The organism is Nocardia sp. NPDC024068, assembly GCF_040638875.1.
Taxonomy (GTDB): Bacteria; Actinomycetota; Actinomycetes; order Mycobacteriales; family Mycobacteriaceae; genus Nocardia.
In genome coordinates, this window is the sequence record NZ_JBEZYU010000037.1 from 25,113 (window position 1) to 42,392 (window position 17,280).

18 protein-coding genes, 1 tRNA gene and 1 pseudogene are annotated in these 17,280 nt (G+C 68.5%); 10 read left to right on the top strand and 10 right to left on the bottom strand.

Going from position 1 to position 17,280, the window contains the following annotated elements; translation table 11 throughout:
* Positions 1-86: 86 nt before the first annotated feature.
* Positions 87-617 (bottom strand): YdcF family protein, encoded by a 531-nt coding sequence (locus AB0F41_RS22860; RefSeq protein ID WP_357426954.1) that lies wholly within the window; start codon positions 615-617, stop codon positions 87-89.
* 189 nt (positions 618-806) lie between these two features.
* Here AB0F41_RS22860 and AB0F41_RS22865 point away from each other — a divergent pair, with 189 nt between their 5' ends.
* Together AB0F41_RS22865 and AB0F41_RS22870 are read left to right on the top strand one after the other, a co-directional pair.
* Positions 807-2,126: a UDP-glucose/GDP-mannose dehydrogenase family protein gene (locus AB0F41_RS22865; RefSeq protein WP_357426956.1), complete on the top strand. Its 1,320-nt coding sequence runs from the start codon at positions 807-809 to the stop codon at positions 2,124-2,126.
* 163 nt (positions 2,127-2,289) lie between these two features.
* Positions 2,290-4,062: an Hsp70 family protein gene (locus tag AB0F41_RS22870; RefSeq protein WP_357426958.1), complete on the top strand. Its 1,773-nt coding sequence runs from the start codon at positions 2,290-2,292 to the stop codon at positions 4,060-4,062.
* Positions 4,063-4,501: 439 nt separating this feature from the next.
* Here AB0F41_RS22870 and AB0F41_RS22875 read toward each other — a convergent pair.
* Positions 4,502-5,725, bottom strand: a pseudogene (locus AB0F41_RS22875) (YibE/F family protein); the annotation flags it as partial.
* Positions 5,726-6,056: 331 nt separating this feature from the next.
* Entirely contained in the window at positions 6,057-7,301 is a 1,245-nt protein-coding gene (locus AB0F41_RS22880) for a pyridoxal phosphate-dependent aminotransferase (protein WP_357426960.1), read from the bottom strand.
* A 94-nt stretch (positions 7,302-7,395) separates the two neighbouring features.
* On the opposite strand from AB0F41_RS22880, the gene AB0F41_RS22885 reads away from it, so the two are divergent.
* Positions 7,396-8,670, top strand: a complete 1,275-nt coding sequence (locus AB0F41_RS22885; RefSeq protein WP_357426962.1) for a serine/threonine-protein kinase — start codon at positions 7,396-7,398, stop codon at positions 8,668-8,670.
* A 46-nt stretch (positions 8,671-8,716) separates the two neighbouring features.
* On the opposite strand, the gene AB0F41_RS22890 is transcribed toward AB0F41_RS22885, so the two are convergent.
* Entirely contained in the window at positions 8,717-10,096 is a 1,380-nt protein-coding gene (locus AB0F41_RS22890; protein WP_357426964.1) for a helix-turn-helix transcriptional regulator, read from the bottom strand.
* Between the two features lie 257 nt (positions 10,097-10,353).
* On the opposite strand from AB0F41_RS22890, the gene AB0F41_RS22895 reads away from it, so the two are divergent.
* Entirely contained in the window at positions 10,354-10,794 is a 441-nt protein-coding gene (locus AB0F41_RS22895; RefSeq protein WP_357426966.1) for a hypothetical protein, read from the top strand.
* 101 nt (positions 10,795-10,895) lie between these two features.
* Here AB0F41_RS22895 and AB0F41_RS22900 read toward each other — a convergent pair whose 3' ends face one another.
* Positions 10,896-11,411 (bottom strand): hypothetical protein, encoded by a 516-nt coding sequence (locus tag AB0F41_RS22900; RefSeq protein WP_357426967.1) that lies wholly within the window; start codon positions 11,409-11,411, stop codon positions 10,896-10,898.
* Between the two features lie 96 nt (positions 11,412-11,507).
* Here AB0F41_RS22900 and AB0F41_RS22905 point away from each other — a divergent pair, with 96 nt between their 5' ends.
* Positions 11,508-12,080, top strand: a complete 573-nt coding sequence (locus tag AB0F41_RS22905) for a helix-turn-helix domain-containing protein (RefSeq protein ID WP_357426969.1) — start codon at positions 11,508-11,510, stop codon at positions 12,078-12,080.
* A gap of 13 nt (positions 12,081-12,093) precedes the next feature.
* Here the strand turns inward: AB0F41_RS22905 and dcd are convergent, their stop codons facing one another.
* Entirely contained in the window at positions 12,094-12,666 is a 573-nt protein-coding gene (gene dcd, locus AB0F41_RS22910; protein WP_357426971.1) for a dCTP deaminase, read from the bottom strand.
* 88 nt (positions 12,667-12,754) lie between these two features.
* Here dcd and AB0F41_RS22915 point away from each other — a divergent pair, with 88 nt between their 5' ends.
* From AB0F41_RS22915 to AB0F41_RS22935, 5 genes are all read left to right on the top strand, one after another.
* On the top strand, positions 12,755-13,126 hold the full coding sequence (locus AB0F41_RS22915; RefSeq protein WP_357426973.1) for a VOC family protein: 372 nt from the start codon (positions 12,755-12,757) through the stop codon (positions 13,124-13,126).
* A gap of 96 nt (positions 13,127-13,222) precedes the next feature.
* Positions 13,223-13,296, top strand: a tRNA-Gly gene (locus AB0F41_RS22920).
* Positions 13,297-13,356: 60 nt separating this feature from the next.
* On the top strand, positions 13,357-13,827 hold the full coding sequence (locus AB0F41_RS22925; RefSeq protein ID WP_357426975.1) for an adenylate kinase: 471 nt from the start codon (positions 13,357-13,359) through the stop codon (positions 13,825-13,827).
* Between the two features lie 92 nt (positions 13,828-13,919).
* Positions 13,920-14,267 (top strand): VOC family protein, encoded by a 348-nt coding sequence (locus AB0F41_RS22930; RefSeq protein ID WP_357426977.1) that lies wholly within the window; start codon positions 13,920-13,922, stop codon positions 14,265-14,267.
* A 229-nt stretch (positions 14,268-14,496) separates the two neighbouring features.
* Entirely contained in the window at positions 14,497-14,841 is a 345-nt protein-coding gene (locus AB0F41_RS22935) for a hypothetical protein (RefSeq protein WP_357426979.1), read from the top strand.
* A gap of 38 nt (positions 14,842-14,879) precedes the next feature.
* Here the strand turns inward: AB0F41_RS22935 and AB0F41_RS22940 are convergent, their stop codons facing one another.
* The 4 genes from AB0F41_RS22940 to AB0F41_RS22955 all read right to left on the bottom strand — a co-directional run bounded on the left by AB0F41_RS22940 (position 14,880) and on the right by AB0F41_RS22955 (position 17,006).
* Positions 14,880-15,377 (bottom strand): flavin reductase family protein, encoded by a 498-nt coding sequence (locus AB0F41_RS22940; RefSeq protein ID WP_357426981.1) that lies wholly within the window; start codon positions 15,375-15,377, stop codon positions 14,880-14,882.
* A 10-nt stretch (positions 15,378-15,387) separates the two neighbouring features.
* Positions 15,388-15,897, bottom strand: a complete 510-nt coding sequence (locus AB0F41_RS22945; protein ID WP_357427003.1) for an NAD(P)H-dependent oxidoreductase — start codon at positions 15,895-15,897, stop codon at positions 15,388-15,390.
* Positions 15,898-15,949: 52 nt separating this feature from the next.
* Positions 15,950-16,504, bottom strand: a complete 555-nt coding sequence (locus AB0F41_RS22950) for a hypothetical protein (protein ID WP_357426983.1) — start codon at positions 16,502-16,504, stop codon at positions 15,950-15,952.
* 169 nt (positions 16,505-16,673) lie between these two features.
* Positions 16,674-17,006: a hypothetical protein gene (locus tag AB0F41_RS22955; RefSeq protein WP_357426985.1), complete on the bottom strand. Its 333-nt coding sequence runs from the start codon at positions 17,004-17,006 to the stop codon at positions 16,674-16,676.
* Positions 17,007-17,280 lie beyond the last annotated feature (274 nt).

Below are 17,280 nucleotides of genomic sequence, written 5' to 3' on the forward strand. Positions count from 1 at the left end.
GGTGCCACTGCGAATGTAGCCACGCCGCGCACCCGCAGTCAAACTGAAGGCACGTGCCCTCAAAGGTTCGGAAATAGTCCGGCAGGTTACCCGCAATTCTCGAACATCGCCTTCACGTAGCCCGCCGATTGGTACACGTAGTCGTAGGCCCACCGCGGGACCGACAGCCGCGGCCGGGTGTCCACGAACATCAGCTGCCCGTCCCAGCATTTGCCGAGCACATACCGCGCGCGCGAGATATGCGGGGTGAAGGTGACGACGATGACCCGCCGCCAGTCGTGCGCACGCGCCTGCTCGGCCAGATAGCGGGCTTCGCCCCGGGTGGTCCGCGGCTCGGGATCGAAACAGATGACCTCGAAGCTGTACCCACCGTGACAGATCCGGTTGATCAGCGGGCTGTCCTCGTAGGGGTTGGAGATGAGAACCCGCGGCGCGTACCCCTCGCGCGCCAGCCGCAGACCCAGCGCCTCCCGGCCGTCGTGCGCACCGCCGAGCACCAGGATCGCGTCGGCCGGAGCGGGATCCTCACGTTGCGGCCGGACGTACACCGGCCACAGCGCGAGCACCACGACCGCGACGACGACCAGCGCCGTGGCGAGAACGAGTCGGTGGCGCATCGCCGCGATCCTAACGGCCACGGCCCGTCCCCCGGCCGCGCCCGGCCGCAGCCGAAAGCGGTGGTCCGGCCCGCCGCACAAGGCCGCGGCCCAGGTCGCGGCGCTGCGTCGTCGGGTGTACATCTGCTGTTGCCCGATACCTCGCCTCGGTTTTCTGGTGTGGCCATCGGCGCGGATTACCACTGGATCATGCGATGCACAGTCTTCGGAACCGGGTACCTGGGGGCCACGCACGCAGCGTGTATGGCCGAGCTCGGACACGATGTACTCGGAGTCGATATCGACCCGGGCAAGGTCGCGAAACTCTCCGACGGGGTGACTCCCTTCTACGAGCCCGGCCTCGACGCGGTACTACGCCGCAACCTCGACTCCGGACGGCTCCGGTTCACCACGTCCTACAGCGAGGCGGCCGAGCACGCGGAAGTCCACTTCCTCGGGGTCGGCACACCACAGAAGAAGGGTGAGTACGCGGCGGACCTCAAATATGTGCACGCCGTGGTGGACACCCTCGCCCCGCTGGTCACCCGGCCGTCGGTCATCATCGGCAAATCCACCGTGCCGGTGGGCACCGCCGCCGAGCTCGGCCGCCGCGCCCGCGCGCTGAGCCCGGATATCGAGGTGGCCTGGAACCCGGAATTCCTGCGCGAGGGTTTCGCGGTGAAGGACACCCTGCGGCCCGACCGCCTGGTGCTCGGCGTGGATCGCGAGCGGGAACGGTCCGACTGGGTGCGCGAGGTGGTCGAGGAGCTCTACGCCGATCTCCTCGCCGCCGAGGTCCCCTTCCTGCTCACCGATCTGGCGACCGCGGAACTGGTCAAGGTGTCCGCGAACGCCTTCCTGGCGACCAAGATCTCGTTCATCAACGCGGTCTCGGAGGTCTGCGAGGCCACCGGCGCGGATGTCACCGTCCTGGCCGACGCGCTCGGCTACGACGCCCGGATCGGCCGCCGTTTCCTCAACGCCGGGGTCGGTTTCGGGGGTGGATGCCTGCCCAAGGACATCCGCGCGTTCATGGCCCGGGCCGGCGAACTCGGCGCCGATCACGCCCTGGCTTTCCTGCGCGAAGTCGACAACATCAATATGCGCCGCCGCACCAAGATGGTGGATATGGCGGCCCGTGCCTGCGGTGGTTCGCTGCTGGGCGCCAATGTGGCCGTTCTCGGCGCGGCCTTCAAACCGGAATCCGACGACGTCCGGGATTCACCCGCCCTGAACGTGGCGGGCATGATCCAGCTGCACGGCGCCGTGGTCACCGTCTACGACCCCAAGGCACTGGAGAACTCGCGGCGGCTCTTCCCCACGCTGAGTTACGCGACGTCGGTGGTGGAGGCCTGCGAGCGCGCCGATGTCGTACTGGTGCTCACCGAATGGAAAGAATTCGTGGCGCTGCGGCCCCGGGATCTGGACGCGGTCGTGCGGACCCGGTCGATCATCGACGGACGCAACTGTCTCGATCGAGCCGCTTGGCGCTCCGCCGGATGGGTGTACGCGGGGCTGGGCACACCGTAGAGTCGTGGGAGCGAGCCGGGCCCCGCGGCATCGGTTCCTGCCACCCGTAACAACGGGACCGGGCGGTACTGTCGGAGGAGTCACCTGGTTCGGGGGATGAGCCGTCATCGTCGACCGGTTGGCGCTCGCATATCGTGAAGCGGGAAGTACAGATGGGCTGCCGATGAGTTCAATTCTGGGTGTGTCGGTGGGGGCCGGCGCGATCCGTTTGGCGCGGCCACCCGCAGGCGACGGGTCCGCGACGGATCCCGAATCGTTCGAGCAACGGACGTTCGTGGTGCCGCCGGAAACTCCGAGCGCGGAACGTGCCGCGCTATCGGTCGCCGCCGCCTTGAACTCCACCCCCTCGATCATCGCCACCGTGCTGGCCTGCCGCGGTGAACAGCAGGCCCGGGCCCTGCGCGTGGCCATGGCCGAACAGGGTCTGCACGATTACACCCTCGTGCCCGATATCGAGGCGATCCTCGAATTCGCCGTCACCTCCGGCGCCCTGCAGGGTGTGAACACGCTCGCCGTCTACGACCTCGGCGCCTCCGGACTGTCGGTGACGGTCGTGGATACGGCGAGCCGGGAGGTCCGGCACACCGAACGCACCGGCGATATCAGCGGTGAGTATTTCGATTCGCTGGTCCGCGAACAGCAGATCAACTCCGGGCGGATCGCGCATCCGCCCGACCCCGCCGATCTGATGCGGCTCGACGCGCTGTGCCGCGCCGCGAAAGAGCGGCTTTCCGCGAGCAACGCGGTCGCCCTGCCCAGCGATTTCGGGCCGGTTCTGCTCACCCAGGAGAACTTCACCGCGCTGATCGCCCGGGCCGTCGAGACGTCGGTACGCTCGACGCGCGATGTCATCGCCCGGTCCGGAGTTCAGGTCCAGGCGCTGCTCGCGGTAGGCGGCGGTGTGCGTATTCCGCTGGTGAGCCGGACTCTGCGCGATATCCTCGAGATTCCGGTACTGGTGCCGCCCGAACCGGAGGCCGCGACCGCCCGCGGCGCCGCACTCCTCGCGCGCAAGGTGCCGGGTTCGCGAGCAACTATCGCCGCGGCACCCGAAGCCGGGAACTCCGAGACGACCCGGGACCCGCTACGGGATCCCACCGGGCCACGGCCGGAATCCGCCACGCCGGCGGCGGGTGTGGTCACCCCGGCCCCGTTCGCCCCCGCCACCCCGCGCGTCGTCACCCCGCACCCGGGTGCCGCCCTCGCGTACTCCGGCTCCCACGAGCCGGCGGCGGCCACCGCGACCCTGCAGTCGACCGGGCCGCAGGCGGCGGTCGCGGCGAAACCCGATCCGTACCCGGCCATGTCCGGACTTTTCGCCCCGGTGCCGCAACCGGGTATCTTCGGCCCGCCCGCGGGAGATCCCGCGCCGGCCGGTCCACGCCCGCTCCTCGCGCCCGCATCGTCCCCGGAGCCCACGAGCGACCGCGGTACCCGAGCACCCGAATCCGCCACCGCGGCGCTTCCGGAAACCGCCACACCACAACGGCTCTCGCCGGCCGAGGATCCGCCGACCGTCGCGCTGCGGATTCCGGCGAAACTACTGCCCCGCCGATCCTTCGACGTCCCGCCGCGCCGCGGTCGCGAGCTCAGCGCCGCGGCGGTGGCGGTGAGTGCTCTGGTCGTGGTGGCCGCGATCGGTATCGGCCTCGGCTACGGCCAGCATATGTTCCGCCAGGAGTCGACCACGGTCGAAAGCACCACCCAGGCACCTACGACCCCGCCGAGCACTCGCACCGCCGCGCCCGCTCTGCCCACCACCACCGCGCCCGAACACGCCTCGATGGCCGAACCGCCGCCGGTGGCGGCTCCGCGGGAGACCGAGGCACCCACCACCACGAGCGGGCCGAACACCTTCCAGGTTCCGGGTCTGCCGCCGATCGTCGTACCGACCATCCCGCCCGACGCGCTGCCCTTCCCCCGGCCACCGCGCTGACCGGCCGTCGCACCGGCGGCCCTCAGAACTCCCCGTACCCCGGCCGGGGCGGACGCCGAGGACCACGTAGCCCCGGTTGCTCCCCGGACCACGGCCGCTGTGCTCCGGGCTGCTGCGGATCCGGACGCCGGGGTCCCGGCTGCCGGGGCCCCGGCTGCTGCGGATCCGGGCGTTGCGAACCCGGCCCGGGTGGCCCGGAACGACCGAGACCCCCCGGGTCGGTGCCCGGACCGGATGGCCGGCTTCGCGGCCGGTCGCCCGGTTCCGTACGAGGCACCCGCGGTTGTTCCCCGGTGGTCGGCCACGGCTCGTATCGGGTCGCCGGCCGGCCGCGCTGCCGAGCCGCCATATCGGGTTCCGGCCGGGCCACCTTGCGATGGCTCCCGGTATCGGCGCGTTTACTCGTTTTCGGCCTGCGCGCGGGCTCCGGGCGCCGATGCGAACCGAACGGCTTGGCCAGCATGACCGCGATACCCGTGGTCAGCGGTACCGAGAGGGCCAGGCAGATACCGCCGACGGCCGATCGCGCGATTTCGATCGCCACCGCGTCACCGACCAGCACATCCCGGATGGGGCGGCCCGCGACACTGAACAGCAGCAGCAGCGGCAGCGCCCCACCGGCGTAGGCGAGTACCAGGGTGTACACGGTACTGGCGATATGGTCCCGCCCGACCCGCATCGCCGCCGCGAAAACCTCGCGCCGCGTGGCTTTCTTGTCCAGTTCCGCGAGTTCGAATGCCGCCGAGGCCTGGGTGATCGTCACATCGTTGAGCACACCCAGCGAACCGATGATGAAACCGGCCAGGAGCAGGCCCGTGATGCTGACATGCTCGATATAGGTCGCGACATTGGTGTTCTGCTCTTCGGAGAGTCCGGTGAGCGTGGTGGATTCGATGGTCAGCCAGGACAATAGCGCCGCGATGAGCATCGAGGTGAGGGTGCCCAGCAATGCCGAACTCGTCCGCAGGTTCACACCGTGGGCGAGATACAGCACCGAATAGAGGATGAGTGAACCCGCCACCAACGCAACCGGTATGGCGGGTTTACCGTCCAGCAGCGCCGGTAGCAGAAAGACCACCAGCACCGCGAACGCGAAGACGAGCCCGATCAACGCCCGCAGGCCGCGCCAGCGGGCTATCGCCACGATCACGACGATGAAGGCCGCCACGAGCACACCCAGCGGGAAGCCGCGCGAATAGTCGTCGAAGGAGTACAGCGGGGTGCCGTCGGGAGCGGCCTGCCGCACGATCCGCAGCTCGTCACCGGCGGCGAGATCGGGTTGTCCAGGGCCGGGAGCGATTTCCAGCAGCGTGTGCTTACCCGCGTGCGGCCCGGATTCGATCTCGATCAGACTGCGCTGACAGTCGTAGACCTGCGCGGCGGGCGGCTGTGGCTCACCCTCGAAAACCCGCCCGATGGACTGACTGCCACAGGCGCCGAGGTCCTGCCGGATCACCGTCCCGGCCTCGGTGACCACCGCCGAGCCGTCCGCGTTCTGCATGGGCAGCGGGATATCGATCTGCTGCCGGTCGGGCCACAGCGCGATAGTGGCGATAACCACGACGATGCCGATCGCGACCAGCAGCCCGACCACGACCCGTGCCGCGGTCGCGCCGATGGCGATCGGCCGGGAGTGATCGTGATGGTGATGGTGGTCGCTCACCCGGGCCAGCCTAGAGGATGCACCGGTGGCTCATGCGCCCGGCGGACGGGCCATACGCAGGGAATTCACCGACGGCGGGAGGCTTTTCCGAGATTTTCGGGAAGGGGCGGCGGAGAGCAGGGGGATGTCTCCGCCGCCCGGGGTCGGCGCCCAGGGGGGTAGGCGGCCTAACCCGAGGACCAGGTTGCCCAGGGGGGGTAGACAACCTGGCCGGGCACTCGAAGTGCCGATGCCCACTGTACACACAGGATCCGGATTTGTGCCAGTGTGTTCAGTAATTCCGCCGAAATCCGGACGGAGGGTCTGTTTTTGCCCATGATTACCCGCCCCGCTACTGGCGATAGCCCGCCAGGAAGTTGCCGAAACGCTCGATGGCAACAGCCAGATCGCGGGCCCAGGGCAGGGTCACGATGCGCAGATGATCATGGTGGGGCCAGTTGAAACCGGTGCCCTGCACCATCAGGATCTTCTCCTGCAGCAGCAGGTCCTGCACCAGTTTCTCGTCGTCGTGGATTTCGTGGACTTCGGGGTCCAGCCTAGGGAACGCGTACAGCGCCCCTTTGGGTTTCACGCACGACACGCCGGGAATCGCATTCAAACGCTCCCACGCCACATCCCGCTGCTCCAGCAACCGGCCACCGGGCAGGATCAGATCCTCGATGCTCTGGTAACCACCCAGCGCGACCTGAATGGCGTGCTGTGCGGGCACATTCGGGCACAGCCGGGAGGACGCCAGCAGGTCGATACCCTCCAGGAATCCGGCCGCGTGCTCCTTGGGCCCGGTGATCGCCAGCCATCCCGACCGGTACCCCGCCACCCGATAGGCCTTGGACAGGCCGTTGAACGTGAGGCACAGCAGATCGGGGGCGAGCGTCGCCAGCGAGATGTGCTTGGCGTCGTCGTAGAGGATCTTGTCGTAGATCTCGTCCGCGAGCAGCAGCAGCCGGTGCTTACGAGCCAGGTCCACCAGTTGCTGCAGGACCTCCGCCGAATAGACGGCACCGGTCGGGTTGTTGGGGTTGATCACCAGCAGCGCCTTGGTGCGAGGGGTGATCTTGGATTCGATATCGGCGATATCGGGCTGCCAGCCGATGCTCTCATCGCACAGGTAGTGCACCGGAGTGCCACCGGCGAGGCTGGTCATCGCGGTCCACAGCGGATAGTCCGGCGCCGGGATCAGCACCTCGTCGCCATTGTCCAGCAGCGCCTGCATGGTGATGGTGATCAGCTCGGAGACGCCGTTGCCGAGGTAGACGCTGTCCACGTCCAGTTCCGGGAATCCCGGAACCAGCTCGTAACGGGTCACGATCGCGCGGCGGGCGGGCAGTATCCCCTTGGATTCGGAATACCCCTGCGCGTTCGGCAGGGCGGCGATCATATCCCGCATGATCACATCGGGCGCCTCGAACCCGAAGGGCGCGGGGTTACCGATATTGAGTTTCAGGATTCGGTGCCCCTCGGACTCCAGCCGCGCTGCGTGCGCGTGTACCGGCCCACGGATCTCGTAGACGACGTTCTGCAGCTTCTTGGACTGCTCGAGATTGCGGGGCGCGGGGTGCGAATGGCCAGTACTCACCCGGTCCATGGTGCCACCCGGCACAAACGGATATCGGTCCCGGCCCCGGGTCGTGCAGTACCGTTATCGCTGGACAGAGGCAGAGGAGAGCCAGGTGGGGCGGTCGCTGGTGAGCGGCGAGGTATTCGCGGGATATCGCATCGAACGGCTGCTCGGCGCCGGCGGGATGGGCGAGGTCTTCCTGGCCAGAGACCTGAACCTGCCCCGGCTCGTGGCGCTGAAACTGCTCGACAGCACCCGCGGCGCGGACCCGGGCCTCGCCGGCCGCTTCCGGCGGGAAGCCGATACCGCCGCCCGGCTGTCCCATCCGAATATCGTCGCGGTGCACGCACGCGGTGAACAGGACGGCCGGCTGTGGATCGCGATGGAGTTCGTCGACGGCACCGATGTGGACGAACTGCTGCGCGGCGGCCCGCTGCCGCCGGCCCGCGCGGTCCGCGTTCTCGAAGACGTCGCCGCGGCGCTGGACCACGCGCACCGATCCGGCGTGCTGCACCGTGATGTGAAACCCGCGAACATCCTGCTGACCGCCGGTCCCCGGGAGCGGGCGCTGCTCGCCGATTTCGGTATCGCGAAAAGCCTGGACGAATCGACCGGGCTCACCCGCACCGGCGAGGTCTTCGCCAGCCTGCGCTACGCGGCCCCCGAACAATTCACCGAAGCCGCCGTCGATCACCGCGCCGATATCTATGCGCTCGGTGGCACGCTGCACCATATGCTCACCGGCTCCCACCCGTACCCGGGAACCAGTTCGGCGCAGCTCATCCACAGTCACCTGAACCGGCCACCGCCCGTACCCAGCGCCCTTGACCCGCGGCTGCCGCGCGGATTCGACGTAGTGATCGCTCGCGCCATGGCCAAGGACCCCGCCGCCCGGTATCCGACCTGCGGCGATCTCGCCGAGGCCGCGGCCGCCGCGCTCACCGGAACCGCCGACCGGTCCGGACCCACCGCGCACTCCGGATCCACCGCGCCTTCACTGTCCACCTCGCAGTCACGGTCCACCCAGATCTCCGAACGGACCAGGACCGCCGAACCCGCGGTGAACAGCGGCCCGGCATCCGCATCGACCGCCCGGCTCCCGGCCCGCGCCCGCCCGGCCGGACGCCGGAGACGTCGTCATTTCACCCTCGCACTGGTCACGATCGCCGCCGTCGCGGTCGCGATATGCGGTACCGGGGTCGTCGCGGTGGATGCGGTCCGGGGCCCGGTGGTGGAACGCCTGCACAAGGCCCGCGAACTGGCCGGTGGCTTCGCGCATCGCGTGAAAGGCGCCCTCCACGACGTGGTGTTCCTGACCGGAGAACCGGATACGCCCGCCGAGCCGGCCCGCACACCCGCGCCGCCCGCCGAGCCCGGTGCCCGGTAGCGGGCAGCCACCGGCCGGCCGCGTTACCGTTCCTCTCGGCTACGGGCTAGACGCCACCGCCGGGCGGTAGCCCGTGCGTCACCGTCGATCCGCAGAATTCCTCGATCCGCTCGTCCAGATTGCGGGCCTCGGCGACGCCGTGGAAGGCCGGGGCGCAGATACGGCGACGTAGCCCGGTGAGGCGTTCCTCCAGCTGCGCGATGCGCTTGTCCTGGTCGAGCGAGAGAACCGGATGCAGTGCCGCGGCCGCCCCGTCCAGACTGCCGTTGATCAGGTGCGCGGCCGCCGAATCGACCCGGGCCAGCGCTTCGGCCCCGTAGGAGCGCCGGTGGGCCGGACCGGTGCGGTACAGCTCGATGGTGCGTTCGGTCGCGGCCAGCGCGGGTTCGGCCATACCCAGATGGATATAGGTGGCGCCCGCGTAATAGCTGGCCTTGGCGTCGGGGAAACCGAACACCCCGCCCACCTCGTCGTGCAGGGAGTCCGATCGGGCGCCCTCGCCCGCGTCGGCGGCGGCCCGGATGCACCGCTCGGTATCGGCGGCGCTGCCGATCTTCGACCAGATCCGGGCCTCGATATTGTGCAGCCGCACCGCGGCACTGGCGGAATCCGCGTACTGCTGCCCACTCTGGGCCAGTTGCAATGCCCGGTGCGGCCGTTCGGACCAGTATTCGATCAGCGCGTGCATACCGCGCGTCCAGGCCCGTAAACCGTTGTGGCCGCAGATCTCCGCGTAGGCCCAGGCAGCCCGGATCTGTTCACCGGCCGCGTCCAGATAACCCAGGTCGGTGCTGGCGTTCGCGAGTAGCCCGGACAGCGAGCCCGCGAGCAGGTAGAGGTGGCCGGTATCGGCGGGCCGCTGATTACCCTCCAGCAGCCGGTACACCCGGCGGCGCACCCGCAGCATTTCCACCATCATCGGCATCGGCGGGGTGTACAGGTAGTCGTTGGCGATCCGGGTGACATCGGCGTCGAGCTGTTCCAGGGTGCTCGGACCGAGATTCGTCCCCTCGGCCCGGCTCACATGATCGCTCGCCTCGTGTGCTGCCGCCATGATCAGATCCCTCTCCGAAATCGCCGCCGGCCCGTCGCCGCGGAACGAACCGCCGTCGACGAGGGCCGAGAGCCCGGCGTCGATGGAATTGCCGCCGCCGGTCGGGCCGGGGCCGGCGAGCGCGGCCGGACCGCTATCGGGACCGGCGGTGGACAGGGCCGCGAACCGCGCCCGCTCGACATCGCCCGACCTGGCCAGACAGGTATCGAGGGCGGCTTGGTTGACCGGACGTGGATGCACCCGGACGCCGCCGGCCTCCCATTTGGACACCAGTCGTTCGTGCACACCCAGATGCGCCGCGAACTCCCGGATGCTCATCCGCTTGGCCTCGCGAAGCGCCCGGGCCTCCCTTCCAGACCACTGGCCGACCACGTCGTCACCCTTTCCGAACGATTTCCTCTCCAGAGTACGAGCCGAATGTGACTGCAACCACAGGGAAATTCGTATCGGGGACCAATGGCAGCGCAAGGGCAGTGGAACGCGGGCGTGTAGGCGGTTCCGGCGCGCCGTAGACCGAGCGATCCTGGATGAGAAAGGTCGGCGACCACCGTCAGCCGTGGCTCGGCACGCAGGGAGGCCCGGCACGCCAGGAGGCTCCGCACGCAGGACGCAAGGGGATCACCGTGAACGTGGAAAAGCTCAGAACGGTCGACGACTGGGCCGCTTACTATCGCCACGAATTCGGGTTACCGGCCACCGAACGCGGCGGATTCGTCATGCTGCCGATCACCAGCCGCGCCTGCGTGATGCATCTGCCCACCGACCGCGCGCGAGCCGTCCGCGACCTGATGGAATCCCATGAGATCCGAGTTCCCATGCTGGCCCGTCAGATTCGCTGGAGTTTCCTGGCCTATCCGGACCGCCGGCCGGATCCCGAGGTGGTCGAGATGCTGGGCCGTATCGATATCGATATCCCGGGCGTGGGCAGCGCGGTGATGCTGCCGACCGGTATGGGCCGGTGGAACCGGGAGGGATGCAACTGGGTGGTTCCCCCCGAACGCGATGGTCTGCTGCCGCCGCTGTCGTCGGTGATCAATGCGGCGCTGCTGGCCGGAGGCGCCCGGGAATAGCCGGGGATGGGGCTACGTCCGGCCGCTCACAAGGCGTTCCGGACGTAGCCCGCCCCGAATCGGGACCCGATCCGCCGGGTGCGCACAACCGGGCCCCCGGATCAGCTGTGCGCCAGGAGTATCCGCCGCGCCGCGGTCAGCAATTCCGGCGCGAAGCGGCGGTGTCCGGGGGCGGCCCACTTCCAGACGATCGCGCCGATCCGCCGTTCGTAATGCACGAAGGTACTCAGTGAGACACCGCCGGCATCCACCTCGACCACCAGGTTTCCGGTGATCAGCCAGGATCGGGCCGCGAGCGTCACCCAGCCCGCGCCGTGGTCGGCGATTTCCCATCCCGCGATCTGCCCGGGCGCGGATTCGCGTGCCAACCGCAGCCCCAGCAGCCCGCGCCAGATGATCTGCCCCTTGCTTCCCGCCGCGTCCCGCAGCGCCGCGCGGGCCCATCCCTCGGGCGTACCGATCGCCTCGGCATCTGCTGCGACCAGCGCGAATCGGTCGGCGTAGTCGTAGGCGGGCACGGTCACACGCGACAAGGTCGCGGGATCCATGTCGTAGCACCGGTCGGTGACCGGGGGTGTTCCGTCCTGGGTGTTGTGAACGCTGGGATGATCCGTCATCGCTGCACTCCTCGTCTGATATACGGTGGCGTATATCAACGGTAGCGCAGTTATACGGTGGCGTATATATCTGAGGACAGAAAGGTGGACATTCTGATGGGCACCGCCAGAACACCGAGTGCCGGCTGGATCGACGCCGGGTTACAGGCCCTGGCCCGCGGCGGACCCGACGCCGTCCGGGTGGAAGCGCTGGCGAAAACGCTGGGCGTCACCAAGGGTGGCTTCTACGGCTATTTCGCGGACCGCGACGCGCTGCTCGAGGCAATGCTGGACACCTGGGAGCGGCGCAGCGTCGACGAGGTGCTCGACCAGGTGACAGACCAGGGCGGCGGCGCCCGGACCAAGATCTACCGGGCCGGTGCGCTCACCCTGTCCCCCGACCTACTGCCCGTCGATCTCGCGATCCGCGACTGGGCGCGACGCGACGAGACCGTGGCCGCCCGCCTGCGCCGGGTGGACAACGAACGCATGCGCCTGCTGCGCGAGATGATCGGCACCTATTTCACCGACCCGGTGGAGGTGGAGGCCCGCAGCGTGCTGGCCTTCGCCGCACGGATCGGAATGCATTTCCTGGCCGCCGACCGGATCGCCGGTCCGGACCCGCGGGCGGTCGAGGCCCGGACCGCCGAGATCGTGCTGGGCGGGCCGGTCGGCGACAGCGGTCACTGACCGGCCGCGCGAGCTAGGCCGGTGACCGGAAGTTCAGATAGGCCCTGGAAGGCGTCGGCCCCCGCTGACCCTGATATTTCGACCCGGTCCCCGCGCTGCCGTACGGATTCTCCGCCGGGCTGGTCAGCCGGAACAGGCACAGCTGCCCGATCTTCATCCCCGGCCACAGGGTGATGGGCAGGTTCGCCACATTCGACAGCTCCAGGGTGATGTGCCCGCTGAACCCGGGATCGATGAAACCAGCGGTCGAATGGGTGAGCAGCCCCAGCCGCCCCAGACTCGATTTGCCCTCCAGCCGCCCCGCCAGATCGTCGGGCAGGCTGCACACCTCCAGCGTGGAGCCGAGCACGAACTCCCCCGGATGCAGCACGAACGGCTCACCGGCGGCGGGTTCCACCAGACTGGTCAGCTCGTCCTGACGCTGCGCCGGGTCGATATGGGTGTAGCGGGTGTTGTTGAAGACCCGGAACATCCCGTCCAGCCGCACGTCGATGCTGGACGGCTGCACCAGGTTGTCCTCGAAGGGTTCGAGCCCGAGCCGTCCGGCGGCGAACTCCGCCCGGATGTCACGATCGGAAAGCAGCACGCCAGCAGCGTAGCGACCCTCCACACAGCCGGCGGCCCCGGTCCTGCGGCTCCGGTTTCCTGTCACACTCCGGGGGCATACTCCGCGCATGTCCGAGACCAGCGCGCACACCCATCACGGCATCGACTACATCGAACTCACCGTCACCGACCTGGACGCCGCCAAACGCTTCTATCGGTCCGCCTTCGGCTGGGAGTTCACCGACTACGGCCCCGAGTACGCCGGTTTCCGCCGCTTCGACGGCAGCCCCGGCGAGGCCGGTGGTCTCGCCCTCGGCACCGACGTCCGGGGCGGCGGCCCCCTGGTCCTGTTGTATTCCGAGGACCTCGACAGCACCCTGCGCACCGTCGGCGCCGCGGGCGGTACGGTCACCGAGGGCCCCTACGACTTCCCCGGCGGCCGCCGCTTCCACTTCGCCGACCCCAGCGGCAACGAACTCGGGGTCTGGTCCGAATCCTGACCGGTCGCGCATTCCACGCCCACTCCGGATCCGGTGAAAATTTAGAGCGTGGGGGCGGGCTCTGCTAAGCTGCCCTTCGCGCCTGTGGGCGTGCTCGCCGGTGTAGTTCAATGGCAGAACTTCTGCTTCCCAAGCAGATGGCGCGGGTTCGATTCCCGTCACCGGCTCCACCACCACGACCGGTACGGCCGGTCCATGGTGTCGCCTCCTACCGAAACTCTGGCAAACCGGTGCACAAGGTCGTTGTTCTCGGTCGCGGCGGGGCGGGCAAGTCCACCCTGGCCGCCCGTCTCGGCGCTGCCGCCGCACTACCGGTGATCGAACTCGACAAGTATTTCTGGCCGCCCGACCTCACTCCCATTCCGAAAGACCAATGGTCCCGGATCCAGCGCCGACTCGTCAGCGAACCGATATGGGTGCTCGACGGCGACCTCGGCCCCTACGACGTTCTCGAAGTGCGACTACAAGCCGCCGATACCGTTGTCGTGCTCGATTTCCCGCTGTGGCGATGCGCCTGGCGCGCACTGCGGCGCTCGCGTGAGAACGTGGCGTTCTGGCGGTGGGTGATCGGCTACCGGCGACGCAGCCTCCCTTTGATCGAGGCCGCCATCGCCCGGCACGCCGCCCATGCGGATATCCACCTGCTGCGAACATCCCGAGATGTCGAGCACCTGCTGGCCCGAACCCGGCAGCGTCCATGAGCGGACCACTCGGCGAGAGCCGTACGACACCGCCACCCGCGACACGGCTCGGGAAGCATCGGTAGGTGCGCTCGGCGGGATAGCGTTCGCGCATGGTGAGCGGTCTGCACGCGATCATCTTCAGTCCGGAGGCCGAGCAGGTCCGGGCGTTCTTCCGCGAGGTCCTCGAATGGGACTCCGTGGACGCCGGGGGCGGCCGGCCGATTTTCGCCGCGCCGCCGGCCGAACTGGCCGTGCATCCCGCCGATACGTCCAGCCACGGGCTCTACCTCATGTGCGACGACCTCGAGGCGACCCTGGCCGAGCTCCGGGCCAAGGGTGTCGAGTTGTCCACAGGTGTGACGGACCAGGGCTGGGGATTACTCGCCGCTATCCGGTTGCCCGACGGCAGCGAACTCCCGGTCTATCAGCCGCGCCATCCGTCCCCGCCCCATAGCTGACCACGCAATTCCGTGCCGAGATGGCTTTCGGCGCGGAATATGTTCTCGCGCATTCGGTTCTGTATGGACAATGGCGCATTTGTACCAGGAGTGGAATGGCCGTCGCCGGGTATGAACACCAGGATTCATATTCGAGGCAAGAGAGACCGGCCGAGTGACCCAGCTGCGCCATTCCCGTGACGACGCAATCTCACGCACCGACTCCGCTTCACGAACCGAGGAGATTGCATTGCTCAAAATCGTTTCCGCCGCCGCTGCCGCGCTGTCCGGAATTGCCCTCGCCGTGGCCGGGTTCGGGCTCGCGGGGTACGCCCAGGCCGCACCCATTCCCGGGGTCGCCCCGGACGTCCAGGTGCATTCGCGGCTCGCCATGCTCGGTGCGGATCGCCCGGATGCCCCGGTGCTGGCGAACCAGGTCTGCGGGATTCTGCACAGTGATCCCACGCCTGCCGGAAAGCGCGCCGCCCGCGATCACCTGATGGGCGCCGGGGTCACGCCGGGGGTGCAGGACGGCTGGACGCTGGGCACGATGGTCGATGTGATGTGCCCGGAAATGGTGTCGGTACTGCGCTGAGACGCCGGATACGGCCGGGACCCGCGAGTCCCGGCCGGTCAGCCGGCGCGCAGCAGCCGGAAGCGGGAGCCGTGGAACACCAGCGGTTCCCGGTCCGGATGGATGGCCAGACGATGGATACGCAGGATCACCACCGTGTGGTCGCCGGCGGGGACATGGGCTTCCGGGGTGCCTTCGATCCACACCGACGCGCCCTGGACGAATACCGCCTCCCCGGTGCCGTCGTGTAGTTCCAGACCCTCGAAACGGTCGCCGTTGCGGGCACTGAGTGAGCGCGCGGCTCCCTGCTGATCGGTGCCCAGCAGACTCAGGCCGAGGTGACCCGCGTGGACGAGGCGGGTCCAGGTGGCCGAGGTGTTCTGGATGCAGAACGATACGAGCGGCGGATCCAGGGAGACGGGGACGAAGGTACTCACCGCCAGCCCGTGCGGTTTCCCGTCGATACGGGCGCAGACCGCCACCACTCCGCTGGGGAAGTTCGCGAACGCGCGGCGCAGGCCGGTGCCGTCGGCGGGAGTTTCGAAGATATCGGTCATAGCGGGCCCTTCACTTCGTGCGGGAAACCTCGGCCGACAGCGCATGCGCCACCGGCCGCCAGCGTTCGGCGTACGCGGCGAGGACTCCGTCCTCGGTGTAGGTCCGGTCGGAGAGGTACAGCCCGGGCAGCGCGGTGGTCGCGCCGAGTTCCACCAGAACCGGTTTGAGCAGCAGATCCGGTGCGAGGGCGTGCGCGGGTCCGGCGCCGAGCATCAGCGGGACGGCCAGCACCCCCGATAGGCCGGTACCGCCGTCGAACTGTTCCAGGAACAGTTTCAGCAATCCGGTGTAGGTGGCCTTGAACGTGGGGCTGGCGAAGATCACCAACTCCGAACCGGCGACGGTACGGACCGCCTCGGCGACCGCGGGGTCGCCCCAGCCGAGCAGTTGCGGGCCGTGTTCGACCAGGTCGAGAACTGCGGGCTCGGTATCCGGCCGCAGGGCCTCGGCCAGGGCGACGGCCGCGGACAAGGTGCGCGACGCCGGTTTCGGATTACCGGCCACCACCGTCACGGTCACTGTCATGCCTCCTGCCCCGGCGCGTACCGGGTTCGACTCGTGCCTGCGCCGATCAGTTCAGCAGCGGTAGCCCGGCGGAGCGAGGGTTGTACTCGGCGCGATCACAACCGGCGGTCTGCGCCAGCACGTACAACCCGCGCGGCAGATGGAGCGAAGCACGGTGCAGCGGCCGGTCGGCGGCGACCGGCAGGAGGCCGGCCAGGCCGCCGCGGTCACCGGCGACGAAGGTCAGATCGGTGGTGGCGGCGATCTCGCCGAGTGATTCCGGGGTCACGAACTCCACCAGGAACGCGCCACCCCGGTCCAGGAAGGCGCCGAGCCGGGCACCGGTTTCGAAGGGGTATTCCACGGTGACGCCGACATAGCCGTCGAATCCGATCCGCGCGGCCCGCCGGGCCCCCGCGCCCGGGCGACGACGCGGCCGGATACCGCCGTCGGTGACCGGGGGATGCGTCCCGTGCCGTAGCGCGCGCCGATCCCGGTCGCTGTAGAGCACGACCTGGAACCCGGCGTCGATCAACGCCAGCGCGTAGGTGACGCCCATCGGGTCCGCGCCTATCACCGCGGCCGTTTGCGTGGCCGGGGCGCACGAATTATGTGCTGACATGCCGGCATGCTGCGGGCCGTTGATTCCCGTTCACAGTATTGCGCTCACCGAGAATCATTTCCGGAACGCCTATCGGGCGAAATGCGTTGGTGTGCGGAATATCTCGGGACTCCCACGGGCCGGGCGGACGCTGCCGCACGGCCCGTGTGCCGGATCGATCACCGAATGACTACTGCGCGTTCCCGAGACATTCGCTGACGATCTTGTTGGTCGCCGCGCGGGCCTTGTCGGCGTCCTCCGGACTCATGCCGAGGGTTTCCGGATCGGCCATCCGGGTGTCGAATTCGTCGCTGGTCATGGTCTGCAGACCGTCTTGCGAAATGCCCTCGGCAATGTAGATCTTCGCCGCGCAGTCGGCGAAGGCCGGATCCTGCAGCCCCTTCTCCTGCAAGGATTTGGACAGATCCGCTTCGTTCAGCGCGGGTGCGGATTCGGTATCGCTACCGCAGGCCGCCAGCAGCGGCAGAATGACGAAGGTCGCGGCAATAAGGGTCTTCCGCACCGGGTTCCTCTCTCAGATGTATCACCTGGACGCCGCGCCGGCCGCGGATTCGATACCCGGGCCACCCGTACGACGTCCACGCATGTGTGTAGTCGCAGTCACACTCGTGCCGCAACTCGGGGCGCCGAATTCCGATATGCCTCACAGTCGGGATCGGTGCAGGTCCGGCCGGGGTATCGGTTTCCGGTGCGGTCGTGTTCGGGTAAGCCGGGCATGAAGAGATGCCACTTTGCAACATTTGAAATGTCATGTCTCTTAAAAAAGGGGGGCGCGG